Below are 24,520 nucleotides of genomic sequence, written 5' to 3' on the forward strand. Positions count from 1 at the left end.
AAGGAGCCATTCAATGACTGAAGCCAAGCGAATCCAGACGGAAATCCAGGCGGCATGGTCGACCGTCCTCGATCTCCTGGGAACGGGCGAACTGGAGCGTCTGGAGCAGGCTGGGACGGCGGCCCTCCTGGAGCAGCTGCAATCGTATGAAGAGCTGCGGCAGCCGGAGCGTCTGCGCCAGCTCTCCTCGAACTGGCGCCGGTGGGACCTCCGCTGTGCCCCTCCCTGGACCGCTCCCGACGGGCGCGAGACGGTGGTCGCCACGGCAGGACCGGAAGGGAAGGAGCACCGGTTCACGTTCGTCAGGACTGCCGGCGGATGGATGCTCGACCGCTGGGAGCCCGGACTGTGACGGCCACCGCGATGAATGATGAGTGACCACGGAGAAGACCTTCGCCCATGATTCGAGACCTGAGCCAGACATTGCGGGCCATCCTCAGCCAGCCGGGACTTCCGGCCGAACTGGCGGCGGCGCGGATCGCCTTCGACCGGCCGACGGAACAGTTCAACCCGCAGCAGACAACGGTGGACCTCTTCCTGTACGACGTCCGCGAAAATGTGGAGCTCCGCTCCAGCGAGCCGGTCGTCGAGCGGGCCGGGGGAGAAGCGGTCATTCGCCGGCCGCCGCTCCGGGTCGCCTGCTCCTACCTCGTGACCGCCTGGCCCGTGGGGGGGACGGAGCCGGCGCTCCAGGAGCATCGCCTCCTGAGCCAGGTCCTGCAGGTCCTCTCGCGCTACCCGATCATCCCCCCGGCGTTTCTCCAGGGGGGACTTGCCGGTCAGGAACCGCCCCTTCCGATGGTCGCGGCCCTCGTGGACCGGCAGAAGAATCTCTCGGAATTCTGGACGGCGCTCGGGAACAGGCTCCGCCCCTCTCTCACCGTGACGGTGACGATCGGGATCGACGTCTTCACCCCCGAGACCGTGCCGATGGTCCTCACCGGCGAGGTGCTCCTCGGTGAGCGGACCGCGCCCCACGAGACCACGCTCAAGGCTGGGACCGAGGTGCGCTCGTTCCGGATCGGCGGCCGGGTCACCGGGACCGGCGACGCTCCGGTGGCGGGTGCGACGGTGACCCTCGTTGAACGGGGAATCTCGGCGACGTCCGACGGCGACGGCCGCTTCGTCCTCGGCGCCATGAAGCCCGGCAGCTATACCCTCCACGTGGTGAAGGGAGGGACGGTGAAAGACGTGGCCATCACCGTCCCGGCGCCCGGCGGGCAGAACTATGACGTTCAGTTGACGTAGTCATTTTCACCCTTCCGCCGGTGTGGCGCCGGGTGGGCCTGCACCGGGGAGGGACAGCGAAAGGAGGAGGTCAGTATGCCGCAATACCTGTCACCAGGCGTTTACGTCGAGGAAGTGCCCCCCGCGGCGCGTCCCATCGCCGGCGTCGGAACGAGCACGGCCGGATTCATCGGGGTCGGTCTGGGGGACGCCGATATGCCGCTCAAGCCGGGGAGCACCACCGACCACTTCACGGTCGCCGCGGCCGGTGTGCCGCAGCTCATCACCGGATGGGAGCAGTTCAAGAATTCCTTCGGCGACTTCCAGAAGAAAAAGGGGACCTGGTCCGACGCCGACTACGGCGCCTACCTGCAGCTGCAGCATGCCGTCTACGGGTTCTTCAACAACGGCGGGACGCGCTGCTGGGTGATCCGGGTTGCCGCGGCGGCCGATCTGACGAACGTGGCGGACGATCTGGCCAAGTTCGAGCCGATCGACGAGATCGCCATCGTCGCCATCCCGGGTGCAACCGCCAAGGCCCAGCAGGAGGCGGTCCTCGACCACTGCGAGAAACTCCTCGACCGGGTGGCGGTCCTCGACGGGGTCGAGAGCCCGGCGGCCCTCACGGCCGGCGACATCAGCGGTGGAACCCGGGACAGCAGCTTCGGCGCACTCTATTTCCCGTGGCTAAAGGTGTTCGACCCGGCGAGCGAGACGAACATCAATCTCCCTCCGAGCGGGCACGTCGCCGGCATCTACGCGCGGGTCGACGCCACGCGGGGAGTCCACAAGGCCCCGGCCAACGAGGTCGTCCGCGGGGCGGTCGATCTGGAGCGCCGGCTCGGCAAGGCGGATCAGGACGGCCTGAACCCGGCCGGGATCAACGTCATCCGCCCCTTCGGCGGCACCCTCAAGGTTTACGGCGGCCGGACGCTCGGAGGAGACGACAACGGCGAATTCCGGTACCTCAGCACGCGCCGCTTCATGAATTTCCTGCGCGAGTCGATCGACGAGGGGACCCAGTTCGTGGTGTTCGAGCCGAACTCCCCCGCGCTCTGGCAACGGATCACCCGCTCCGTGAGCGATTTCCTCCTGAACCAGTGGCGGGCGGGGGCCCTCTTTGGCGAAACTCCCAAACAGGCGTTTTTCGTTAAATGCGACCAGGACACCAACCCGCCGGAAGTGCGCGAGACGGGGCAGGTGGTGACCGAGATCGGCGTGGCCGTCGTTAAGCCGGCCGAGTTCGTCATCTTCCGCATCCAGCAGTTGACTGGCGGGTAACCGGTGATCCCGGGGACGCCGTCAGGTCCGTTCTGTGGTGGCGGGAGGCAGCGGCGGATAGCATGTCAAAGTTCAAATCGAATGAAGAGGAGGTTTTCCAATGGCACGAATAGATCCGTACAAGAATTTCCGCTTCCTCGTGGAGATCGACGGGATCGTGCAGGCGGGATTTTCCGACTGCAGCGGCTTCGGCTCCAACGTCGAGGTGGTCGAGTACCGCGAGGGGGGGGACGCCACGACGGTGCGCAAGCTCCCCGGGAAGGTGAGCTATCCCGACATCACCCTCAAGTGGGGGACCACCGACTCGCGGGAACTCTACGACTGGCACCTGGCGGCGGTGAACGGGCAGATCCAGCGCAAGAACGGCTCCATCATCCTGCTGGACGACACGGGACAGGAAAAGGTCCGGTGGAACTTCTTCAGCGCCTGGCCGAGCAAGTGGGACGGCCCCGATTTTACCGCCAAGGGGAACGACGTCGCCATCGACTCCCTGACGGTGAGCTGCGAGCGGGTTGAACGGGCATGAGTGCCTTCCGGACGGAATTCGAGTTCGTGCTCCCCCGGGGATACGTGGACGCCACGGGCGAAATCCACCGGGAGGGGACGATGCGGCTCGCCACGGCCGCCGACGAGATTCTCCCGCTGCGGGACCCCCGCGTCCAGGCGAACCCGGCATACCTGGTCGTCATCCTGCTGTCGCGGGTGATCACCAGCCTCGGGGCGGTGGAAGCGGTCAACCCGAAGGTGATCGAGGGGTTGTTCTCGTCGGACCTCGCCTACCTCCAGGAGTTATACAACAGGATTAACGGCACGGGAACCCAGGCCCTGAGGGTGGAATGCCCCCACTGCAACAGCGGGTTCGAGGTGGTGCCCGCACAGACGGGGGAGTGATCGGCTACCCCCTCGCGCAGCTCTACGAGGAGGTAGCCTCCCTTGCCCACTCCTTTCACTGGTCCCATGACCAGCTAATGGAGCTGGAGCATGCGGACCGGCGGCGGTGGGTGGAGGAGATAGCGAAGATGGGCCGCGCACGACGCACCTGACCGTGGCGCGACGGCTATTCCGGATCGAGAGATATGGATACGACTGCACCGGAACATATCGAAGAGGGGGGCGGCGGAGTGCCGCCGGCTCTCCGGCAGCGCCTGACGTGGCGCCCCCCCGCCGTGAGGGGAGCGGATGCGCTTCTTTTCGGGATCGCCGACCGTGCCCGGCCGATGCTCGCTGGCGTCGCCCGCCTCGAACAGTGGCACGGACGGTTTGCCCGGCGGGTGCGACCGGGGTGGACGTCGGTGGCTGCGCCGCCTCTCGATGCGGAAGGAAGGTCGGAAGTAGAACCGGGGTGGGCACAGGAGCTCGGCCCGGAGCATCTTCGGCAAGCGCCTCAGGCTTCGCCCGGACTTTCATCCTCCGCCGGAGAAGGGGAGCTGCGGCGCGGCGGCAGCAGAGACATCCCGAATCCCGTCCCACCCCTGGAGCTGGCAATCCTTCGGGAAACGCCGGTGGGGCCGGGCGGCGGAGCGTTCGTAAATATGCACGAAGGATCGCTCCGCATCGAATCGCTTGAACGAATCTTTCCTGCCGTCGAGAGAGTGACACCCGCACCCCGTGCCATGCTTCCGGAAGAAACCCGTATCGGCGAGAATCGTCCCCTGGAGTTTCGTCTCGCGACCACCGTAATGGCTAACCCGCGACGCGAGGTGCGGGGCGGCTTTCCCCATCCGGGAGGGCCGGGGGAGTCTCCCGCGGCAGGGAGGGTGGAGAGGGAACAGGGTGGTGCGGTTCGCGACGGACGGGATATCGTGACGGGTCTCCCCCTCCGGCCGGCAGCCGCCGCAGCGGGGACGGCACGTAAAGGCTCCCCGGCCGCGCATCTCCCGGGCGACAATGCGTTCGCCGGCACCACTACCCAACCAGCTCTCCCCTCGAAATCGGACTTTCGTTCCGAGCCACAGGGAGGGCTGGAGAAGTTCCTGGAGCAGTACGTCGTGCCGACTCCGATGCCGGGTCTCGCGATGCGCCTCCTGGAGCCCGCCCCCGAGGTTCTTCACTCCAGACCGCCCGACTCCCGGGAGCGGAATGCGGAGCGGCAGGAGACACCTGCGACAGCTCCACCGGCGGCGCCCCAGGCGCCTCCCCTCGACATCAACGCCATCGCCGAACGGGTATACCAGACGCTCAGGCGCCGGGACCAGCTTGAGCGCGAACGAAGAGGGCTCTCCTGATGGGACTGATGAAGGCGCTCATCATCAATACCGACGCGGTGGTGCCGGTGCCGATCCCGGTCATGTTCAACCCGCCGGAGTACCAGCTCCAGAAGACGAACCAGTACGCCGAGATCGGCATTCCGGGGCTCGGGTCGTCGCTCCTGCAGTTCGTCCGGGGGAGTGCCCAGACCCTCTCCATGGAGCTCTTCTTCGACACGACCGATCTGGGGCTCGACGTGCGGGCGTTCACCGGGCTCGTGCTGGCGCTCACCGACGTGAACTCCGACACCCACGCCCCGCCGCGGCTCCTCTTCGTGTGGGGGTCTCTGGTCTTCCCGTGCGTGCTGGAGAGCGTCAGTCAGCGGTTCGAATACTTCAACTCCCTCGGCATGCCCCTCAGGGCGCGGCTCAACGTCACCCTCAAGGGGAACGACAAGCTGGAGGATCTCCTCTCCAGCATCCCGCTCCTCTCGGCGGACCGGGCCAAGCGGCGGGTGGTCGCCTCGGGAGACACGCTCCAGAGCCTGGCGGCCCAGGAATACGGCGACTCGCGCCTGTGGCGCGCCATCGCCGAGGCCAACGGCATCGACAGCCCCCTCGGTCTCACGCCGGGGCAGGGGCTCATCATTCCCACCCTGACGTAAGGGAGCGTTATGGCGATCTTCGAACTCATTTCCCAGATATACGTCCCGACCTTCGCCATCAAGGTCGGCGGAGCGCCGCTGGACGACCGGGTCGCCAAGAGCGTCCTGGAGGTGAGCGTCACCGAGTTCCTCGGCTCGCCGAGCCAGTTCTCCTTCCGGCTGAACGACCCGGGGCTCCGGTTCATCGAGAAGGGGGGAGGGATCTTCACCGAGGGGACGAAGGTCGAGATCGGCGTCGGTTACGTGGGAAAGACGAAGACCCTCCTGGTGGGAGAGGTGGCGGCCGTGGCGGCCGATTTTCCCGCCAGTGGCCCGCCGACCCTCGGTGTCGAAGGGTTCGACCTCCTGCACCGGCTGACGCGGGGGACGACGTACCGCAGCTTCGGCGGGCCGGGCCCCCAGGACGGCTTCTCCCACGGTCAGGTCGTCTCCCGGGTCGCCGGGGAGGTGGGGCTCGGGGCTTCCGTCGATCCCGCGCTGACCAGGAGCGAGCCGGTGGTCCAGTACTACCGGTCGAATCTTCAATTCCTCGAACAGCTTGCCGAGGCTGACGGCTGCTTCCTCTGGATCGAGGGGGAGACCCTGCAGTTCCGAACGAAGCCCCGCGAGTTCGATCCGGTCTCTCTCGAATGGGGAAAGACCCTCGTGAGCTTCTCCCCCCGGCTGACGACGGCAGGACAGGTGGAGGCGGTCGTGGTCCGGAGCTGGGACCCGGGCCAGAAAAGCATGATTTCCCACCGCGCCCCTGCGTCGTCCGCGCCGGATCAGGTTCTCGCACCGGCCGGCATCGACCAGGTCGGCAAGGGGGCAGGGGGGAAGTCGGAGCTGGTGATCGAGGACCCCCGCGTCCTCAATGACAGCGCTGCCCAGGCCCTGGCGGAGCGGATCTACTTCGAGAAGCGGAAGGCCCTTCTCACCGGCAACGGCTCGGCGGCCGGCAATCCCGGCATCAGGCCCGGGACGGTGCTCAACCTCCAGGGGCTCGGGAAGAGGTTCAGCGGCGCCTACGTGGTCGAGCAGGCGACCCACACGGTGGGGGGAAGCGGTTACCAGACATCGTTCGAGGCCAGGTGGAAGGGATGAACGGATTCGATTTCATCAGGGGAGGGGAAGGGACGCGGTTTTTCGGGGTGATGGTCGGCCTGGTGATCGACAACGCCGATCCCCAGGGGCTCGGCCGGGTGAAGGTGCGGCTTCCGGCCGCCACCGCCGAGGAGATCGGCCACTGGGCCCGCATCGCCGTCCCGATGGCTGGGAACGAACGGGGAACCTTCTTTCTTCCGGAGGTGGACGACGAGGTGCTCGTGGCGTTCGAGCACGGCGACATCTCCCGGCCGTACGTCATCGGCGCCCTCTGGAACGGCAAGGACAAGCCACCGGAGACGAACGCCGACGGCAAGAACAACCTCCGCTTCATCAAGTCGCGCAGCGGGCACCAGGTCCGCCTCGACGATACCGACGGGTCCGAGAAGATCGAGATCATCGACAAGAGCGGGAAGAACAGCATCACCTTCGACACCGCCGGCAACACCATCACCGTCAGGGCCGACAAGGACGTGGTGATCGAGGCCCCCCAGGGGAAGATCAGCCTGAGCGCCCGGGAGATCGAGCTCAAGTCGTCCGCCGGCACGAAGATGGAGGCCCAGGGGTCGATGGAGCTCAAGGCGAGCGCGACCATGACCGTGAAGGGGGCGACGGTGAATATCAACTGATGATGAATTCGCAGAAAATCAAAATCCTGAAAAGCTATCTCTCACAGAGCACACAGAGGACACAGAGAAAATCTAAAACATCAAAAATTGAGTTTTGTCGAGAGATCGTAAGCTGATGGAATATGTTGGAATTTCAACAGAATATAGTGCTCATGTGTACAGGTAAGTACATGTGCCGGTAATGGATCGAGCTGATAGAAAAGGACGAGGAGCGTTACCGATGGGAATGCCAGCGGCAAAGCAGGGTGACAAGGTCACCGCCACCGACATGCATATGATCCAGCCCCCGGGGACCTCGCCGCCGGTGCTCCTTCCGCACCCCTTTGCCGGGACCATCGACGGGGGGCTGAGCCCGGACGTGAAGATCATGGGGATGCCGGCGGCAACGGTGAACAGCACGGCGTCCAACACCCCTCCCCACGTCCCCTCCGGCGGTACCTTCGTGAAGCCCCCCGCCAACCGGGCGACGATCATCGTGGGGAGCCCGACGGTCTTCATCAACGGCAACCCCGCGGCGCGCAGCGGCGACACAGCCCTGACCTGCAACGATCCGACGGACCTCCCGATGGGAACGGTGACGGCATCGGGAACCGTCTTGATTGGATAAAAGGAACCGGCTATGAACGGTGAATCGGACATCGGCAAGGAGTTTCTCGGGGCGGGACTCGGCTTCCCCCTCGCGGTCGACGGTGAGGGGCGTCTGGTGATGTCCCGCCTGGAGGAGCACGTTCGCCAGTCGATCCTCCTCATCCTCCGGACCATGAAAGGGGAACGGGTGATGCGCCCCGACTTCGGCTCGGGACTCGACAGCCTCGTCTTCTCCCCCGTCGGCGCCGTCACGGCGGCCCTGGCCGAACACGAGGTGAAGGAGGCGCTGATCCGGTTCGAGCCCCGGATCGAGGTGCTCTCGGTGCGGGCGGCCACCGACCCGCAGCAGCAGGAGGTGCTCCTTATCTCGCTCGAGTTCCGCGTGCGCCGCACCGACACCCTGTTCAACCTCGTCTATCCCTTCTACCTCGAAAAAGGAGCACCGTGATGCCGGCACCTTCCCCGACCATCGACGACCGGACGCTTCTCCGGATCCTGAGGCAACTCCTCGGGGAGGCAGGGAAGGCGTTCGACGCGGCGCCGGCGGTGACGCGCTGGAAATACGCCCGGCCGTTCACCGAGGATGAGGTGCGCCAGCTCCTTGCCCAACCTTTCGACGACGCCGGCCTCATGCTCTCCCATGGGTACGCCCGGCTCATGGAGCTTCTCCTCCAGCGGCTCAACGGGGTCCCCGAGAAGAACCTCCTCGCCTTTCTCGATGCCATGGGAGTGGAGTTACTCCCGCCGTCGCCGGCCCGGGTGCCGCTCACCTTCACCCTCGCCCAGGGGACACCCCCGACCCGCATCCCACGGGGCGCCCAGGCGGGGACCAAACCCGACGGGACGTCCGCCGCCGCCATCTTCGAGACCGGGGAGGATCTCACCGTACTCCCGGCGCGGCTCACCGCCGGATTCACCATGGACCCGGTCTGGGACCGTTACACCGACCTGGGAGGGATGCTCGGCGGCGAGAGCGGGACCGGCTTCACCCCCTTCGTCGGCGTGAAGCGGATGCCGCACATCCTTTTCGTCGGCGACGATGCGCTCCTCGACTTCAGCCATCCCGCCGTGGCGGAGCTTCTCTTAACCTGGCAGGGAGGAGCGCCCCCGGCGGTGGAGCGGCTCTTCCGCGAAGGGCTCGATTACGAGCTCCTCGTGCAGGGGGAGCTGAAGCAGGTTGTCCCCGTCTCCGTAACCACCGTCGCGACGAACCAGCTCCTCGTCCGCTTCTCGCTCGCCGCAGGGGTCGACCGGGAGACCATCCGGGGAGTCGGCCTGGTTGGCGGAATCGCCGGGCGCTGGCTCCGGGCGGTTCTTCCCACACCTTTGCCGGACGATCCGGTCGCCCGCGCCCTCTCGCTGGGAGCACCGCTCCTCCGGGTGAAGGGGACGGGAATTCTCCCCGATCTCGCCTATGGCAACACGGCCCCCCTCGACGTGACCAAGGAATTCCTTCCCTTCGGCCAGACCCCGAAGGTCGGGGACACCTTCTACATCGCGAGCGGCGATGTCTTCTCCAAGCCTGGGGCGACCGTCACCCTGACGGCCGGGACGAAGCCGACCCCGCCGCCGGTGCTCACCTGGGAGTACTGGAACGGTGACGTCTGGACGGTGCTTCCCAAGAGCAGCGTGGACGACGGGACTGCCGGTTTCACCCGGACCGGCTCCATCTCCCTCCTGGTTCCTTCGGAGGCGTCGAAAACCACGACGGGAGGGATCGCCTCCTCCAATTTCACCTTCGTCCGGGCCCGGATCGCCGCCGGGCAGTACCGGGGGCATCCGGCGCTGAAGAAATTCCAGTTGGCCACCGACACGAAGCTGAAGACCGCAGTGAGCGCCGGCGCCGATACCGTCCAGCTCACCGATCCCCCCTTCGCGGCGCCGGGGCAGGTGCTGGTGGTGGAGGACGAACACGCCATCGTCGTGGGATTCTCGGGGACGGACGGTCTCAAGGTGAGGCCCACCTTCGCGAAAGCACACGCTGCGGGAAGCCCCGTGATCCTCCGGGGAGCCGTGCCGGCAACCAGGCTCGCCGATGGAGTCGGCGTCGGAGCGACCCAGGTCCCCGTTCACTCCGCGGGCGGGATCTCGGTCAACGACATACTGCTCGTCGACGACGGCGCCAATCCCGAATTCATCCGGGTCGCAGCTCTTCCCGTCACCGGTGCGGCGGTGATCGTCGTTGCTTCCGCTCCGCTCCGGTTTGCCCACGCCAATGACGTGGGGCTGGCGCGGATCGCCGGGTACGGCCTCGTGGGGTACGCGGACGGCGACTGGCAGGATTTCTCGAAACCGTTCGCTCCGTTCGGCGATCAGCCGAGCCCTGGAGACATCTTCTACCTCTACGCCGTCGGCGGGCTCTCCCCCCGGGCGAAGGCGCGGGAGTTCACCCCCGGCGAGGGAAGCGGAGGGGGCGGGACCAGGGCCTCGACGATCAATTTCGGCCCCATCGGGGCAATATCCGCTGAAGCGAAGATACGCATCGACCTGGCGGCCATCTCGGTGCTCTTTCCCAATCTCGGCTTCACCCCCCAGGTGAGGCTGAACTTCCGGGTGGAGGTGGGGATGGTGCTCCCGGCGGTGGAGCTCCAGTGGGAGTACCTCGGGGCGGCGGGGTGGAATCCGGTCACCCCCGCTGCGGACGGAAGCGACCGGTTCCGGCAGGAAGGTCCCCGCGACATCGTGTTTCCTCCCATATCACCGATACTGGCCGAGGTGAACGGTCAGAAGAATTACTGGCTCCGCGTGAGGATCGCCAGCGGCAACTACGGCCTTCCCGCCGAGTTCGAGCCGGTCGATCCGTCGGACCCGTCCAGGGGATTCACCATGAAGGCGGGAACCGGAAACGTGAACCCGCCGGTGATCAGCTCCCTTTCGCTGAGCTACAGCGCCGAACGGACCCCGACGGTCGTGACGGAGAACGGCTTCCTCCTCCAGCAACGGACCGAAAGCACGTTCACCCCCTTTATTCCCGTAGGGAACCTCGCACCCGCCATCTACGCCGATCCCGATCCGGCCCTTTACCTGGGCTTCGACCACGCGTTCCCGGAACAGCCGGTGACTCTCTACGCCGCATCCATGCCCCGCTCCTTCGCAGGGAGCGTCATCAAGGAAGGGAAGGGGGGAGGGGGGGCTGCACCCCCGGCGGGGGAGTTGCGGTGGGAGTATTTCGGCGGCGGCACCTGGCGCGAGCTTACCCTCATCGACGGGACGGAGGCCTTCACCGCCTCGGGCACCGCGCAGTTTCTCACCCCCGCGGACATGGCTCCCCTCGCGCGTTTCGACGCCACGCCACGGTACTGGGTCCGCGCCCGGGCAGCCGCAAACGATCCCTCCGGCATCGACCGGGTGGCCGGCATCTTCCTCAACACGATCCCGGCCGTCCAGGGGAGTGCGGTAAGCGGCGAGATCCTCGGCTCGGGGAGCGGCAAACCGGGACAAACGCTCCGCTTCTCCCGTACCCCGGTCCTCGCCGGCCAGCAGCTGCTGGTCAGGGAGCCGGCCTCCCTCTCCGGGCTGGAGCGGGCGGCCCTGGAGGGGGAGGAGGGGAGCGACGCAATCCGGGAGCGGATCAACCCGGCCACGGGCGAGACCGAAATCTGGGTGCGCTGGCACGAAGTGCCGAACTTCCTCCGCTCCGACTCCCAGAGCCGCCACTATCTCCTCGACCGGGCCACGGGGACGGTGACCTTCGGCGACGGAACCCGCGGCGCGAACCCGCCCCGGGGAACCAACAGCATCACCGCCACCTACCGCACCGGGGGAGGTGCCGCCGGCAACGCACCAGGGGCGGCCGTGGCCCAGATCAAGTCTGCACTTCCGGGGGTCGCATCGGTGAGAAACCCGGTGGCGGCCGACGGCGGCTCGGACATCGAAAGCGCTGCGCTGGTGCGCGAGCGTGGGCCCCAGACCCTGCGCCACCGCTACCGTGCCGTGTCAGCCGGCGACTTCGAGTGGCTGGCGCTGGAAGCGGCTGGAACGCGCATCGCCCGTGTCCGGTGCCTCCCCAACGTCAACCGGGATCTCCGCTTCGAGCCGGGATGGGTGACGCTCCTTGTCGTTCCCCGGGGGACGGAGGCGAAACTCACGCCCGGTTCCGAACTCGTCCGCGACGTTGAGGAGTACCTTGAAGCGAAGGGAAGCGTCGGGCTCGTCCAGGCGACCCCTGGCCGGATAAGCGTCATCGGCCCGGGGTATATCCGCGTTGCCGTCGAGGCGGAGGTGGTGCCGAACGCGCTCCGCGAGGCGGAGCAGGTGAAGGAGCGGGTACGGACGGCCCTCGACTCTTTCCTCCACCCGCTTACCGGCGGGCCGGACGGGACGGGATGGGAGTTCGGCCGCGACGTCTACGCCTCCGAGGTCTGCCGGCTCATCGAGGGGACGCCGGGGGTCAACTACCTGCGGAAGCTGAGGCTCGTTCCCACCGTTGCCCAACGCCGCCTCGTCCTGGCGGAGGGGAAGGTGGCCGTCACGGATCTCCCCGAGGGAAGCCCGGTGACGTCCGTCGACCGGCGAAAAGCGGCGCTCCTCGCCGAGAAGTTTTCCGCAGGGGACGTCGTCGGGAAGGCGGCGGTCAAGGGATTCAAGGAAGGGGATCGAATAACCCGGGTCCTCGACCTCACGGTTCAGGCGGTGGCCGGAACTACCGTGACGGTGCTGCCGTTCACGGGAGAAACGGTCGTCTTTCCCCACGGGTGCGCCATTACCACCTTCAACGGGAGCGCGGCGACCCGGCTCGCCGCGGCGATTCCGCGCGGTGCCGCGGGGCTGACCACCGTCGTGGTGGAGGATGCGGCGTTCACGGCCGGACTTGCTTCCGGCGACGTGATCACCGTCTTCCATCCGTTTCCCATGGTCGTCGCCTCAGTCGAGACGGAGATCACTGAAACCACTACCCGTACCGCCCCGGGAACCGGCCAGCGGGTGGTTATCGAACCGTACGAGACCGAGGGCAATATCCCCGCGGGGGTGGTCATCGCCACTCTTGATAACCGGGTTCGGCTTCCTCTCTCGACCGGGGTTTCCGCGGAAGCACCGGTTACGGTCCTGGATTTAGCCGACTTCCAGAGGGACGATTCCGTCACCATCGCCCGACGCGACGGGATCGGCTCGCCGCTCACCGGAACCGTCGGGGAGGTGCGGCCTGTGGTCGATACCGTCTACCTTGACGACAACTTCCTCGTCTATCCGGGGAAGCACACCGTGAGAATGACGGCGGCCTGAGGGCTGTCCCAGCAGGGTAAAGAGGGCACCATGTCTCTGCCGATACCGAAAATCGATGACCTGACCTATGACCGGCTCGTGACCGAGGTGCGGTCGCTGATACCGCGATACTTCCCCGCCTGGACGGACCACAATCCGTCCGATCCGGGAATCACGCTCCTGGAGCTCTTCGCCTTCCTCGCCGAGACGGTTTCATACCAGCTCGACCGGGTGCCGGAGCGGACCCTGGAGAAGTTCGCCCGCCTCGCAGGGGAGGAGCGGATTCCGGGGGAGCCGGTCGACGCCACCCTGCGCCGGGCGATCGAGGGACTGGAGGTGCGGCTGCGCGCGATCACCGCCCGGGAATATGCCGACATCGCCCGCGGGGCGGTCGCTGGTATCGCCCGGGCCGCGGCGGTCGTGCAGGTTACGGGCGTAACGAACCTCTATCCCGACGAGCAGATCGTGAAAGTAGTCATCGTCCCGGACGACCCGGCAGATCCGGCGCCGGTGCCGACGCCGGCCCAGCGGCAGGTGGTATTCGAGGCCCTCCGCAGCCGTGCCCCGATTACGACGCGGGTGCAGGTAGTCTCGCCCGACTGCACGGGGGTCGATATCGCCATGGCGGTGATCCGGAATCCGGCCGACCGGATCCCCGGCGAAGGGGTCAAGGGGGCGGTAGAGCAGGCCGTGCGCGCATTCCTGGGCCCGCTGGCAGGCGGAACGGAAGGGGAGGGGTGGGAGTTCGGGAGGCCGGTCTTCAGGTCGGAACTCTATCAGCTCATCGAAGGGGTGAAAGGGGTGGATCATGTCCGCCGGCTCCTCCTGAACGGGAGCGAGGGGACTGCCGGCATCCCCCTCACGTCGCCGACCTCACTCGTCCATCTCGTGGCCCTCGACGTTGTGGTCACGGACAGGTAGGAGTAACCGATGCCCAATGAAACACGACCGATCCGGTTCCGCGATTTTCTCCCCGAGGCGTTTCGGACGGAAGAGGCCACAGGGACGGGCTTTCTCGGCACCTTTCTTACCGCCTTCGAGACCCTTTTCGAGGAACTTCAGGGGGAGATCGAGGGAACGCCCGATCGCACCTCCGGCGGGATACCCGATCTCTTCGACCCGACCGTCATTCCGCCGCCGCAGTACGGGCACCTGCCGGAAGATCCCTTCGCGTACCTGGAGTATCTGGCCGGCTGGGTCGGCATTCCGCTTCGTCCCGAGAAGCCACTCGACTGGAACCGGGAGTTCTTCGCCGCGGCAGTGCAGCTCGTCCGGGAGCGCAGTACGCTTCCCGGCCTGGAGAGGCTCCTGCGAGCATGGCTGAAGGGGGACCTTGCGGTGAGCGATCCTCCGGCCGCCATCATTACGGATCTCACCCGGACCCAGACGGACACGGACGCCGTCTTCCAGCTTGCCCCCGCCCTGGACGCCGATGCGAAGAGCGGCGAGCTGTACGCCCAGGTCGGTCTCACCACGTCCCTCGGAGAAGGGGCGCCGTTCTTCTTCATCGCCGATCTCATCGTCGACCCCGAGGTGCGCGACTTCCGCACCCCGGCGGGGATCGACACCTTCCAGCGGGCGGCGCGCTACCTCCTCGACCTGGAGAAACCGGCCTACACCTGCTACGAGCTTCGGGTGAGGGGGCATGCCGTGCAGCTGGCGGAAGAGGGGAAGACCGACGTGGATGGCCGTCCGGCGGCCCAACTCGGCGAGACGATGCTCCTCTGGGATGAACCATGGATTTACGACAGCGACTGCTGACGGAAAACATGCCCGTCATAGCGGGCGGTCTGAATGACAGGGAGGGATATGATGGCTGACATAACGAAGCGGATGAATTTCTTTGACCGCCAGTTCCTGCGGGCCCGGGACTTTCAGGACGAGCAGGCCTATCACATCGACCGACGCCGGCGCCACGGCGGCGGCCTCCACGGCAGCGGCGTGGTCGAAGGTCTGACCGTCTCAGCCGGCGGCGGGGTAGGACAGGTAACGGTTGACAGGGGATGGGCGCTGGACCCCCTGGGGCGGGAAATCGTCCTGGCTGCCCCGCGGGCCAATATTGCGACCGGGGGCGTCGATGTGGCGGTCTGGATCGCCTATCCCGACCCGGAGCCGCTCGCCAACCCGAGCAGCGACCCGGGGGTAACCGGGCTCACCCGGGTGAACGAAGGGCCGGTGGTGACGATCGTCCCCCCAGGGACCCAGCCGGCCAACGGAATTCTCCTCGCCACGGTCACGGCGGGAGGGGTGATCAACAACGGCGTCCGTGCGCTGGCCGGGGTGAAGGACCGCTCCATAACCGAGCCGAAGCTTGCCGACGGCGCGGTGTCGACGCGTGCGATCCAGGACGGTTCCGTCTCGTCGGTAAAGCTCCAGAGCGCCGCGAGCGACGCCCAGGATGCCCAGCGGGCGGTCACCGCCAACCACATCCGCAACCGGAGCGTCACCGAACCGAAACTGGCCGATGGTGCGGTGTCGACGCGGACGATCCAGGACAAGGCGGTCACGGCCGACAAGCTCCTTGATGGGAGCGTCGCCACGGTGAAGCTGGCCGATGACGCCGTCACCCAAGCCAAGATCGCACCGAAGTCCGTATCGATCCAGGAGCTCAAGGCGTCGATCGCCGCGGAGGGAACCCTGGTGCTCGCAGGAAGCACCGCCCAGCTGGTTCCTCCATCGCCGCTGGCGGCAGGGTTTTACATGGCGAACATCACCATCACCGACCAGCCCCAGGTCGGCGTCGACCTCCGGATAGCGTGCCAGGAAGAATACACGGCCACCATGCGGTTCATCCCCCGGCCGCCGCCGCTGCCGCCGATCACGCTTCCCATCGTCGGCCGGCAATGGCGTGTGACCAACCAGTCCGCAAACCAGCTGAACGTGGCATACCGGATCTACCGGATCGAAGAAACCTGACGGCGTCGAGGAGGATGCTTTATGCGACTGTTCGTAAAATACGACAAAGAGGGAAAAATCACATCAACCGCAAAAGTGGCGACGCTTCCCGAAGGCGTCGAGCATCCATACATCGACATCGGCAAGGGGGAATCGGTTATCGAAGTTCCGGCGACCAAATCCCTTGAAACTCTCACGTGCGAGGATATCCACGGAAAGTACCGGGTCGACGTGCACAAGAAGAAGCTCGTCAAGGGCAAAGGTTAACCGGCGAGGGGGGTTACGTGTCTGTTAAAGTAAAATTGTTTACTACAGGCCCGTTGTAAGTATCCAGATTTGCGGATAATCGGTCTATTTGTAAACACTTTTACTTAAAATGTCGGATAAGAAAAGTGTTTACTACGATGCGGCGTAAATTAAAATCCTCCTCCCGATTCCGATCGCTTTGCAGATTTCTACGGCAGTCTGGTTTGAAGTTCTCGTAAAGGATCCGTGCCTGCTCAAGCTTTGTCCGATCTGTTTTCGGTCTTCCTCCGGTTCTACCTCTCGCCTTTGCCGCTGCTCTCCCTGCCTCCGCTCTTTCAGCCTTCAGTTCTCTCTCCATTTGGTTAATAGCCCCCATAATGGAAATGAAAGCTCTGTCGGAGCCGATGGTTTTGCCGAACCTGACAAAATCTACTGGTTGAAGCTCCAATCATGGTTCCCTGTGATTGTTCCGGTCTTTCCTGAATCATGGCACAATTTTTGCGCTTGTAAAATGGCAATAGTCGAGGAGCCCCTTTGTGTCTCGTCGATAACCTTGTGATGCAAGTGATATCGGATGGTTATGGTGGCATGGTCGTGTGGCTTTCTTTGCTGGCCCTGCTTCTTGACATCGGCACGACGGTGATTTGACGTTTTCGGTCTCTTGTTCCCACGAACAGGTGCGATTCCACGGAGAGACGATATGGCAACGGTGAACATGATGGGACGGAGCAGAGGAGCAACGGGTGCGTTCGCACTGCTTTCCATGGCTGTGGCGCTGCTGGTCATGGCCCTGGCGGCGGAAACCGTGCGTGCCGGTACCATCACCAACTGTGCGGGGTGCCACGGCACCAACGCGAGCGATCTGCGGCCACTGGATGCCACCTACCGCAACATCTCCACCGGCGCCTTCCAGGGGAACCACGGCGCCCATATCTCGTCTGCGGCGACCGCGACCACCTGCGCCGCCTGCCACGGCGCCGGTGTCGCCGCCTATACCAACAGCCACCGCAACGCCAACATCGACCTCTCCGCCAACATCAACAGCTCCCCGGCTACCGGGACCTACAGCAAGGGAACCTCCTTCCCCCGGACGGCGACCCCCACCTTCGGTACCTGCGCCAATGTGAACTGCCACTTCGAGGCCACGACCCCCACCTGGGGCGCCGCCGCCTTCACGGCACCAGCCAACTGCACCAAGTGCCACGAGGCTCCGCCGAGCACCATCGATCCGGGGAGCCACGCCAAGCACGACACCTACTTCAGCGGGACCGGCAACTGCATCAAGTGCCACTCCGACCATCTGAACGAGGCGAAGCCGTTCGCCCACGCCACGAGCGCGGGCAAGCGGAACCTGGTTGTCCAGCCCCGCGACCCCGGCAACGTCCTGGGTGGGAGCTACGGCGGCGCCGTGAACGACTACCTGCCGAGCCAGATCAACACCTTCGGCAGCTGCACCGCCACCTACTGTCACAGCCCGGGGAACAAGGCGAGCAGCTTCGACGCCCCGAACCAGACGGCCACCTGGGGGGGAAGCCTCACCTGCAAGGGGTGCCACAAGGCCGATCTGGCCTCGGGAAGCGACATCCAGACCGGCAGCCACCGGGCACACGTGAACGGGTTCGGCATTGGCTACAACACCATCAAGTGCGTCAAGTGCCACGCCTCGACCGCCGCGGCGAACATGACCATCACCAGCGTCTCCCGTCACGTCAACAAGCAGGTCGAGTTGGCGTTCCACAACAGTTCTTCCGCTGTGAACGGCAGCTACAACGGGCAGCCGGCGACGCCCGCCTCCCCGTCGGTGAAGACGCCAGGTTCCGCGTATGGCCAGTGCCAGAACGTCTACTGCCATTCGACCGCCCAGGGTGCGAACGGGACGTGGCCCCCCACCTACCAAACCCCGACCTGGGGGAGCGCGGCGAGCGGACAATGCGGCACCTGCCACGGGGTTGACAGTAACCAGCACTCTTCCATGGCTGTAGCCAATTTTATTGCGTCGGGCAGTCACACCAAGCACCGGAGCTACACCTTCGGGATGTCGGACGCAGAGGCACGGTGCGCCGCCTGCCATTCCACCGCAGCCGGACTGACCCAGACAGGCTGCCAGTCAGCGGTTTGCCATACCAACATGACTCAGAAGCACGCAAACTACGAGGTCAACATCGGTATCGCCACCATTTTCGGTGCCTCGGCCAGTTATTCAGGAACCACGAAGCCGGGCGACGGCTACGGCAGCTGCACGAGCGTCTACTGCCACTCGGACGGCAAGGGCGCCCCGACCTACGCCCCCGCCGTCACCTGGGGTGGGGCGTCCCTTTCCTGCACGAGTTGTCACGGCAGTGCCACCGCCAACGGTGCGGGCGGCACTGCCCTTTCCGGCAAGCACGCCGCCCATGTGAACAACGCGGCGGTTTTCGGTACGAACAACAGCTTCCACTGCATCGACTGTCACATGGCCACGGTGAGCGACGACACCACCCTCAATGCGACGACCGGCACCAGCAAACACGTCAACAAGTTCGTCGACTACACCGGCGCCAAGGCGGGGGGCCCTTCGCGCTACAACTCCAGCACCAAGGTCTGCTCCAACCTCTACTGCCACAGTTCGGGCCAGGCGACCCCCACCTACCGCACCGTCGCCGCCTGGGACTCCGGCACCAACTACGGCTGCAAGGCGTGCCACGGCGCCGACGCCGGCTTCGTCTCCCAGTACGGTGAGCCCAACTACACCAACACCGGCGCCGGCACGGCCAATGCCAACAGCCACCAGCAGCACGTGGCAGGCTTCGGCATCACCGACACCACCGGCTGCGCCACTTGCCATTTCCGGACCGTCGATGCTGCCGCCGCCAACAAGCTCCGCAACTACTCCACCCTCCACCTCAACAAGAGCCGCGACATCGCCATCAAGCTGACCGGCGGCAAGACCGGCACCTACGACAGCGGGAACAAGACCTGCTCCAGCACCTACTGCCACGGCACCAACTCCTCACCCCAGTGGGGGGTCACCACCATCGCCTGCAACGCCTGCCACAGCGCCAGGGCAAACGACGCGTACTGGGCCTCCAACAGCGCCCACCGGCAGCACTGGGAGGACACGGCCCTTCCCGCGAGCTACGCGGCCGCCCCGGCCAACAACGGTACGGCGACCGCCTACCGCTTCACCTGCGCCTCGTGCCATTACGAAGGCCAGCACGTCCAGGGGCCGGTGAGCGCCAACAACTACGTGGCCCAGGTCCAGTTCGGCTACACCTCGGCCAGCCGCAAGGGGAACCCCTACAACTACGGCACCACCCAGGGGACCACCGACAACGGCTTCCAGTGGACCAACGGCGGCGGCACGAGCTGCTCCAACACCTACTGCCACTCCGGCGGCGCCAGCCAGGCCCCCCGCGTAACCTCCTTCAACTGGGCCTCCGGCGACGGCACCCTCGACTGCAGCGGCTGCCACGGCCAGACCACCTATCCCTCTGACTTCCGGAAGGCCACGCCGCTCTACGGCTCCGGAACCATCACCCACAACGGCGCCGCCAAGGGGAACGCCCACGACAGGCACACGAAGGTCGGCTCCCTCACCGGCACCTACATGCAGTGCTCCAACTGCCACGCCGAGACGACCCGGAACAGCACGAGCATCGCCGACAAGGCCAAGCACGTGAATAAGGCCTACAACGTCGCCTCCATCGTGCAGGGGGTCTACAGCTCCGCCTATCGCGACGGCGACAACACCCTGAACTCCACCAAGGTCACGGTCGCCTACAGCTACAACGCCGGCGGGAGCAGCTGCTCCAACGTCTCCTGCCACCCGATCGGGCTCAACAAGGCGGACCGGAGCTCGAGCACAGTCACCTGGAGCACCGGCTACAAGTGCATCGACTGCCACAACATCGCCATGGAGGACACCGGCACCTTCCACCACGCCATGCGCAACTATTCCACGGGCTACCCGACCGCCGCCCCCAACGGCAGCGCGGCGAGCGGCACCAACCCCGCGAACCGCCGCTGCACCATGTGCCACGTGGACCACGACAAGTTCAGCCCCAACCTGAACGCCAACAGCGCCGGCCGGGCCTACAATCTCCGGACCGACATCGCCGCGGCCCCCACCGCCTCAACCGGCTTCACCAACACCGACTTCATCAGCAGCGGCACCGGCGGCATCTGCATCAGCTGTCACACGAGCGCCCGGACCAAGGACACCACCCGCCGCCGCAACGATACCGGCGTTACCGTGACCCCTGTCATCGCATTCGCCTCCTACAGCGGCTCGGCCCACGAGTACAACGTGCCGGCCAAGTTCTTCAGCGACGGGAGCCAGGTGCAGGGGAACTGCTCCAAGTGCCACAACGCCCTCTCGGGCGAGACCTCGGTCTTCATGAACATCTCCACTTCGGGAGGCTCCACCGGCCTCTCCTTCGGCAACCACAACAGCGGCGTCCGCCGCCTGCAGGGGGCGCTGGGGGCAGCGGGCGGCGAGACCGCCGAGGAGCAGATCTGCTACCGCTGCCACAGCACCACCGGCGATTCCGCCCCCGGCGGCGGCCCCTCCAAGGTCGTGGCCAACAAGGATTACTACGCCGCCCAGACCATGAACGCCGCATCCCAGGGAATCTACGCCATCATGAAAAACGCCGGCTACAAGACCCCTGATCCGAACGTGAGCTACACCAACAAGCTCTACTTCAAGCCGAACGCCACCGAGAGCGACTACGACGGGACGGCCTACCCAAGCAACCCGCAGCCCTCCGGCCACAACACCGGCGACACCTTCGCCGGCGGAACCTGGATCGGCCGCTCCATGTCGCCGTGGGAGCCGAGCGTCAACTACGAGACCGTCTCGCTGCTCAACCTGAACAACACGGGTGTCGATTACTGGCGGATGGCTACCTTCGTCTCGCCGGCCGTACAGACCACAACCACCGTCCCTGCCGGCTCCTGGGTCATTAATATCTATTGCCGCGAGTCGAGCACGAGCCTTAATGGACGCGTCCGCTACATGGTTTATAAGTGGAACGCCGGCGGCCTGGGGGCGACCATCATCGCCAAGGGAACCTACGCCACCGAGCTCTCCACCACCGCGGCCCCCGGCAACAACCGGCAGATTGCCGTCGACATCGGCTCCGTCACCCTGAACGCCGGCGAGAAGATCGTTGCCGACATCTCCCTGGAGACGAACCAGGGGTACTCCTACAACCGCGACGCCTTCTTCTACTACGGCAACGGCGCCCCCAGCAACCTGACCCTCCCCGGGATGGTCTACTGGAGCTACGGCGACCCCGGCACCACCGGCTTCGGTCACAACGCCTCGTTCTTTGCCGGGGTCCACAAGCCCTCCACCACCGACGAGACCCAGGCCTTCATCAGCGCCAACAAGCACGTGGAGTGCGTCGACTGCCACAACCCCCACGCAACCAAGGCGGGGCTCCACACGGCGAACAACGCGACCATCGCCAAAGTCCTGCGCAACGTCCCTGGCGTCACCCCGACCTGGGGCGGCGCCTGGGCCGGCGCCACCGGCTACACCGCGATTGCTTCGGCCGACGCCGAGTACAAGATCTGCTTCAAATGCCACTCGAATGCCAACACCAACGTCACCAGCTGGTCCACGACCGGTTCGCCGGCTCCCACCGGTTCCAAGGCATGGACCAACCTGGCACTGGAGTTCAATCCGGCCAACAAAGCGGGGCATCCCGTCGTCGCCACCCTGAACAACTCGGCCGGCAGGGCGGCCGCCAAGGCCCTCGGCGCCGCCGCTCTGAAGGCGCCCTGGAACGCAAGCCCCGGCAACAACATCATGACCTGCTCCGACTGCCACGGCTCCGACTCGGCCACCACCAAGGGACCCCACGGCTCCTCGGTCAAGTGGATGCTCACCGGCACCAACAAGGCGTGGCCCTTCACCCTGGCCAGCCAAAACGGAGGTAGCACCGGCACCACGTTCAAGCTCGGCACCTACAACTCGAATGACGGCACCAGTGACGGACTCTTCTGCCTGAACTGCCATACCGTCATGGGCGCCACCAAAAACCGTTTTCACGCAAATGTCGGGGGGGGGAATCACAGCGGCTGGGCAAGCGCCACGCGCGGTGCGTGCGTCTCGTGCCACATCCGGGTGCCCCATGGCGGCAAGGTCTCGCGCCTTATCAGGCCTGGAACGGCCGCAGTCCTGGGTCGTTACGCTCCGGACGGCAACGGCGCCGAGGTGGCGGGCCAATCGCAACAGGTTATGACTTCCTTCGACAAACCGGCCACTTGGGGGACAGGCGGCACAAGTTATCTCGGCGGCAGCGGCAGTTGCTATTGTCACGGCGGGGGTGCGGAAACCTGGTAGGAAAAAGGGAGGCACGGAGAGGCATTCCGTGTAATTATAAATATATTTTTAGGCGTTGCCTGCACGTTATCCGTCGGATAGAATCACACGCGTCGGCAAAAAAATAAGTATGTCAAAGGAGAGGATATGGACAAGGATATGGACGGTAAACTTCTCATTGCAATGTGTGCGCTTCTCGTCTCCCTGGCGAGCGGCACTGGCACCGCCGGGGCATGGGGCACCACGAGCTATCAGTCATCCGGCTTGTCGTCATCGGGGACATCCCTGGACCTGAACCTGACGATTGCCGATTGTGCCAAGTGCCACACCGGTTCCAACCCTGACAGGCATCATGCACTGATGGCGAAGTCGGGTAAGCAATGCCTCGACTGCCATCAGATGACGGCTGATCCGACGGGTCAATATACCGTCCAGGTCGTACGCGACTGCCAGGCATGTCACCAGCCGTCGGTGCACGACGCCGTCCGGCACGACGTCAAGACCTGCAGCTCATGTCACGGCAGCGATGTCATACGGATTCATGGGGGGTGGGGGTATTCGTCAAGCAGCACGCTTTCGGTATGTTTCAAGTGTCACACGAGTACGGTGCCGGCGGTCCGGCAGACCATCGCGGCCGGGGTGGCCGGACAGGTTGTTGCGTGCACGGATTGTCACGGCAATGATCCGCACCGATGGGGCGGTTCGTGGGGGCGCTAACAGTAACAGACCACCTGCACAGCAGGTGGCTTAAAGTCCGGTCACGGCAGGAATGCGCTTGTGATATCCGGCACTCCATACGTTGTGCCCTACCGTTTTAAGGATGGAGAAATTCAAGTGCTCCGTGTACTTCATGGCGCGCGGCGGTGGCCGAATGAGTTCCCCACATGAGATTTTGTCTTCTGATCAGCATATGTTGTGCCCTCGTCATTGCTGCCTGCACTGAGACCCCCCGCGAGACCGCCGCTCCCCGACAGGCTGTGCCGACATCGGCCCCAAAGCCGACTCCGCTCCCCTGGAAACCTGCTTACAACGGCGGCACCCGGACGGACGCAGTGAAGAACGCCATCCTCCGGTACAATGAGCTCCTCGCCTTCGGTTACGAGCACCTGGACATGACCCACCTCCAGGAGGTGACGAACGAAAGGCAGGCCGAGAAGGCCTACTTCCACATGGCCGCCATTGGCGAGGGAGGGGTGCGGATGCTCTCCAGGCTGAAGAGGATCGACTTCACCGGGGTATCCTTCCCCTCTCCCGGAAAGGCCAGCGTCAGGACGCGGGAGGTTTGGGACTTCGTCTACCACGACATGAAGAGCGGCGCTAAAATGGAAGAGGAGAGGGACTTCGGCTATCTCATGACCTACACCCTGGAAGAGGAGGGCGGTCGGTGGCTCATAACGGACAGCGTCGCCGCCGGCGAGGAGAAGAAGACCCGGAAGGAGGGAAGGCGCTAGGTGTCTGAAAGAGGATCGACGCGCACCCTCGTCCTTCTCTCCGCCGCCATGGTGATTTTCTCCGTGGTGGTGGCCTGGGGGCTCGACCTCCACGGCAGGCGGGCGCGGGTCTACGGCGCGGCCGGCCCCCTGGGCGCTCCAGAGGCCGGGGCGCTCCTCGTCAAGACACCCCTTGACGCCTACCGCCTCTGGAAGGAACGGGGATATCGGGGGAGGATCATCCTCTACGTGGGAGAACGGTGGGCACGGCTCGACCCGAGCGAGTACAACATCCCTCCCGTCTACCGACCCTATCCGCTCCCCCTCTACAACCTACCCCGGGAGCGGGAGCGCGAGTTCCTGGACGACGGCAACTTCCTCTTCATGGCGGCCCTGAACGGCATCGCCCGCCGGATCGACGCCGTGCTCGCCCCGTCCGGCTTCGCCGGGATCAGTGCCCAGGCGCGGCAGGCACGAAACGTCTCCATGGAGAAGGGGCATGTCTTTCACACCCACAACGGCTTTCCCCGCAACTTTTACACCGCCGCCACGTTCCGTCCCCCTGCAGAGCCGGTCCTGCTCTACGTGGGAGCCTCCCACTTCAAGGAGGAAGACCCGGAGAGCCTGGCGAGGACCTTGACCTCGACCGGTCTCCGGAGCGACCTTGTGGTCCTCTGCGCCGAGGAGAACGATCCCTCCATCCCTCCGAAAGCCCGGGAGGCGCTGCTGCGCTTCGCGGATCTCGCGGCCCTCAAGCCGGCGGGACAGCGGTGATTTG

Annotated in this window: 22 protein-coding genes and 1 pseudogene; 22 read left to right on the forward strand and 1 reads right to left on the reverse strand. The window is 65.4% G+C overall.

Annotated elements, in window-relative coordinates:
• Positions 1-13 precede the first annotated feature (13 nt).
• The 17 genes from M6689_RS06765 (at position 14) to M6689_RS06840 (ending at position 16,023) form a co-directional block, all read left to right on the forward strand.
• Positions 14-352 (forward strand): hypothetical protein, encoded by a 339-nt coding sequence (locus tag M6689_RS06765; RefSeq protein WP_298269396.1) that lies wholly within the window; start codon positions 14-16, stop codon positions 350-352.
• 47 nt (positions 353-399) lie between these two features.
• Complete coding sequence (locus M6689_RS06770; protein WP_298269399.1) at positions 400-1,248, forward strand: Pvc16 family protein; 849 nt, start codon at positions 400-402, stop codon at positions 1,246-1,248.
• Positions 1,249-1,323: 75 nt separating this feature from the next.
• Positions 1,324-2,508 carry a phage tail sheath subtilisin-like domain-containing protein gene (locus M6689_RS06775; protein WP_298269402.1) on the forward strand — a complete coding sequence of 395 codons (1,185 nt, stop codon included), beginning with the start codon at positions 1,324-1,326 and terminating at the stop codon, positions 2,506-2,508.
• Positions 2,509-2,608: 100 nt separating this feature from the next.
• Positions 2,609-3,034: a phage tail protein gene (locus tag M6689_RS06780; protein WP_298269404.1), complete on the forward strand. Its 426-nt coding sequence runs from the start codon at positions 2,609-2,611 to the stop codon at positions 3,032-3,034.
• Entirely contained in the window at positions 3,031-3,399 is a 369-nt protein-coding gene (locus tag M6689_RS06785; RefSeq protein ID WP_298269407.1) for a phage tail assembly protein, read from the forward strand. Before M6689_RS06780 ends, M6689_RS06785 begins: the two co-directional genes overlap by 4 nt.
• Positions 3,345-3,551, forward strand: coding sequence for a DUF6760 family protein (locus M6689_RS16255; protein WP_366949733.1), 207 nt, complete (start codon positions 3,345-3,347; stop codon positions 3,549-3,551). The genes M6689_RS06785 and M6689_RS16255 overlap by 55 nt, the downstream gene beginning before the upstream one ends.
• Positions 3,552-3,584: 33 nt before the next feature.
• Positions 3,585-4,733 carry a hypothetical protein gene (locus M6689_RS06790; protein WP_298269410.1) on the forward strand — a complete coding sequence of 383 codons (1,149 nt, stop codon included), beginning with the start codon at positions 3,585-3,587 and terminating at the stop codon, positions 4,731-4,733.
• On the forward strand, positions 4,733-5,359 hold the full coding sequence (locus tag M6689_RS06795; RefSeq protein WP_298269413.1) for a LysM peptidoglycan-binding domain-containing protein: 627 nt from the start codon (positions 4,733-4,735) through the stop codon (positions 5,357-5,359). The genes M6689_RS06790 and M6689_RS06795 overlap by 1 nt, the downstream gene beginning before the upstream one ends.
• A gap of 9 nt (positions 5,360-5,368) precedes the next feature.
• Positions 5,369-6,442 (forward strand): hypothetical protein, encoded by a 1,074-nt coding sequence (locus M6689_RS06800; RefSeq protein WP_298269416.1) that lies wholly within the window; start codon positions 5,369-5,371, stop codon positions 6,440-6,442.
• A complete protein-coding gene (locus tag M6689_RS06805; protein ID WP_298269417.1) occupies positions 6,439-7,071 on the forward strand; it encodes a phage baseplate assembly protein V in 633 nt (210 codons plus the stop codon). Before M6689_RS06800 ends, M6689_RS06805 begins: the two co-directional genes overlap by 4 nt.
• 220 nt (positions 7,072-7,291) lie before the next feature.
• Complete coding sequence (locus M6689_RS06810; protein ID WP_366949734.1) at positions 7,292-7,678, forward strand: PAAR domain-containing protein; 387 nt, start codon at positions 7,292-7,294, stop codon at positions 7,676-7,678.
• A gap of 12 nt (positions 7,679-7,690) precedes the next feature.
• Entirely contained in the window at positions 7,691-8,107 is a 417-nt protein-coding gene (locus tag M6689_RS06815; RefSeq protein WP_298269422.1) for a GPW/gp25 family protein, read from the forward strand.
• A complete protein-coding gene (locus M6689_RS06820; RefSeq protein WP_298269425.1) occupies positions 8,107-12,882 on the forward strand; it encodes a putative baseplate assembly protein in 4,776 nt (1,591 codons plus the stop codon). The genes M6689_RS06815 and M6689_RS06820 overlap by 1 nt, the downstream gene beginning before the upstream one ends.
• A gap of 30 nt (positions 12,883-12,912) precedes the next feature.
• A complete protein-coding gene (locus tag M6689_RS06825) occupies positions 12,913-13,782 on the forward strand; it encodes a baseplate J/gp47 family protein (protein ID WP_298269428.1) in 870 nt (289 codons plus the stop codon).
• Between the two features lie 9 nt (positions 13,783-13,791).
• Positions 13,792-14,622, forward strand: a complete 831-nt coding sequence (locus M6689_RS06830) for a hypothetical protein (protein WP_298269431.1) — start codon at positions 13,792-13,794, stop codon at positions 14,620-14,622.
• Positions 14,623-14,673: 51 nt separating this feature from the next.
• Positions 14,674-15,777: a hypothetical protein gene (locus tag M6689_RS06835; RefSeq protein ID WP_298269434.1), complete on the forward strand. Its 1,104-nt coding sequence runs from the start codon at positions 14,674-14,676 to the stop codon at positions 15,775-15,777.
• Between the two features lie 21 nt (positions 15,778-15,798).
• Positions 15,799-16,023 carry a hypothetical protein gene (locus M6689_RS06840; RefSeq protein WP_298269436.1) on the forward strand — a complete coding sequence of 75 codons (225 nt, stop codon included), beginning with the start codon at positions 15,799-15,801 and terminating at the stop codon, positions 16,021-16,023.
• A gap of 132 nt (positions 16,024-16,155) precedes the next feature.
• Here M6689_RS06840 and M6689_RS16260 read toward each other — a convergent pair.
• Positions 16,156-16,381: pseudogene (locus tag M6689_RS16260) on the reverse strand (recombinase family protein); the annotation flags it as partial.
• 321 nt (positions 16,382-16,702) lie between these two features.
• Here M6689_RS16260 and M6689_RS06845 point away from each other — a divergent pair.
• From M6689_RS06845 to M6689_RS06865, 5 genes are all read left to right on the forward strand, one after another.
• Entirely contained in the window at positions 16,703-22,333 is a 5,631-nt protein-coding gene (locus M6689_RS06845; RefSeq protein WP_298269438.1) for a CxxxxCH/CxxCH domain-containing protein, read from the forward strand.
• A gap of 126 nt (positions 22,334-22,459) precedes the next feature.
• A complete protein-coding gene (locus M6689_RS06850; protein WP_298269440.1) occupies positions 22,460-23,029 on the forward strand; it encodes a cytochrome C in 570 nt (189 codons plus the stop codon).
• Between the two features lie 60 nt (positions 23,030-23,089).
• A complete protein-coding gene (locus M6689_RS06855) occupies positions 23,090-23,200 on the forward strand; it encodes a type II toxin-antitoxin system RelE/ParE family toxin (RefSeq protein WP_298269442.1) in 111 nt (36 codons plus the stop codon).
• Positions 23,201-23,364: 164 nt separating this feature from the next.
• Entirely contained in the window at positions 23,365-23,763 is a 399-nt protein-coding gene (locus M6689_RS06860; protein ID WP_298269444.1) for a hypothetical protein, read from the forward strand.
• Positions 23,764-24,516, forward strand: coding sequence for a hypothetical protein (locus tag M6689_RS06865; RefSeq protein WP_298269448.1), 753 nt, complete (start codon positions 23,764-23,766; stop codon positions 24,514-24,516). It begins immediately after the preceding gene.
• Positions 24,517-24,520: the final 4 nt, after the last annotated feature.

The sequence above is a fragment of the Geobacter sp. genome (assembly GCF_027327745.1).
GTDB lineage: Bacteria > Desulfobacterota > Desulfuromonadia > Geobacterales > Geobacteraceae > Geobacter.

Bases quoted from the DNA above. Each gene is read 5' to 3' on its own strand.
- M6689_RS06765 (WP_298269396.1), top strand. From the start codon at position 14: ATGACTGAAGCCAAGCGAATCCAGACGGAAATCCAGGCGGCATGGTCG.
- M6689_RS06770 (WP_298269399.1), top strand. From the start codon at position 400: ATGATTCGAGACCTGAGCCAGACATTGCGGGCCATCCTCAGCCAGCCG.
- M6689_RS06775 (WP_298269402.1), top strand. From the start codon at position 1,324: ATGCCGCAATACCTGTCACCAGGCGTTTACGTCGAGGAAGTGCCCCCC.
- M6689_RS06780 (WP_298269404.1), top strand. From the start codon at position 2,609: ATGGCACGAATAGATCCGTACAAGAATTTCCGCTTCCTCGTGGAGATC.
- M6689_RS06785 (WP_298269407.1), top strand. From the start codon at position 3,031: ATGAGTGCCTTCCGGACGGAATTCGAGTTCGTGCTCCCCCGGGGATAC.
- M6689_RS16255 (WP_366949733.1), top strand. From the start codon at position 3,345: ATGCCCCCACTGCAACAGCGGGTTCGAGGTGGTGCCCGCACAGACGGG.
- M6689_RS06790 (WP_298269410.1), top strand. From the start codon at position 3,585: ATGGATACGACTGCACCGGAACATATCGAAGAGGGGGGCGGCGGAGTG.
- M6689_RS06795 (WP_298269413.1), top strand. From the start codon at position 4,733: ATGGGACTGATGAAGGCGCTCATCATCAATACCGACGCGGTGGTGCCG.
- M6689_RS06800 (WP_298269416.1), top strand. From the start codon at position 5,369: ATGGCGATCTTCGAACTCATTTCCCAGATATACGTCCCGACCTTCGCC.
- M6689_RS06805 (WP_298269417.1), top strand. From the start codon at position 6,439: ATGAACGGATTCGATTTCATCAGGGGAGGGGAAGGGACGCGGTTTTTC.
- M6689_RS06810 (WP_366949734.1), top strand. From the start codon at position 7,292: ATGGGAATGCCAGCGGCAAAGCAGGGTGACAAGGTCACCGCCACCGAC.
- M6689_RS06815 (WP_298269422.1), top strand. From the start codon at position 7,691: ATGAACGGTGAATCGGACATCGGCAAGGAGTTTCTCGGGGCGGGACTC.
- M6689_RS06820 (WP_298269425.1), top strand. From the start codon at position 8,107: ATGCCGGCACCTTCCCCGACCATCGACGACCGGACGCTTCTCCGGATC.
- M6689_RS06825 (WP_298269428.1), top strand. From the start codon at position 12,913: ATGTCTCTGCCGATACCGAAAATCGATGACCTGACCTATGACCGGCTC.
- M6689_RS06830 (WP_298269431.1), top strand. From the start codon at position 13,792: ATGCCCAATGAAACACGACCGATCCGGTTCCGCGATTTTCTCCCCGAG.
- M6689_RS06835 (WP_298269434.1), top strand. From the start codon at position 14,674: ATGGCTGACATAACGAAGCGGATGAATTTCTTTGACCGCCAGTTCCTG.
- M6689_RS06840 (WP_298269436.1), top strand. From the start codon at position 15,799: ATGCGACTGTTCGTAAAATACGACAAAGAGGGAAAAATCACATCAACC.
- M6689_RS06845 (WP_298269438.1), top strand. From the start codon at position 16,703: ATGGCAACGGTGAACATGATGGGACGGAGCAGAGGAGCAACGGGTGCG.
- M6689_RS06850 (WP_298269440.1), top strand. From the start codon at position 22,460: ATGGACAAGGATATGGACGGTAAACTTCTCATTGCAATGTGTGCGCTT.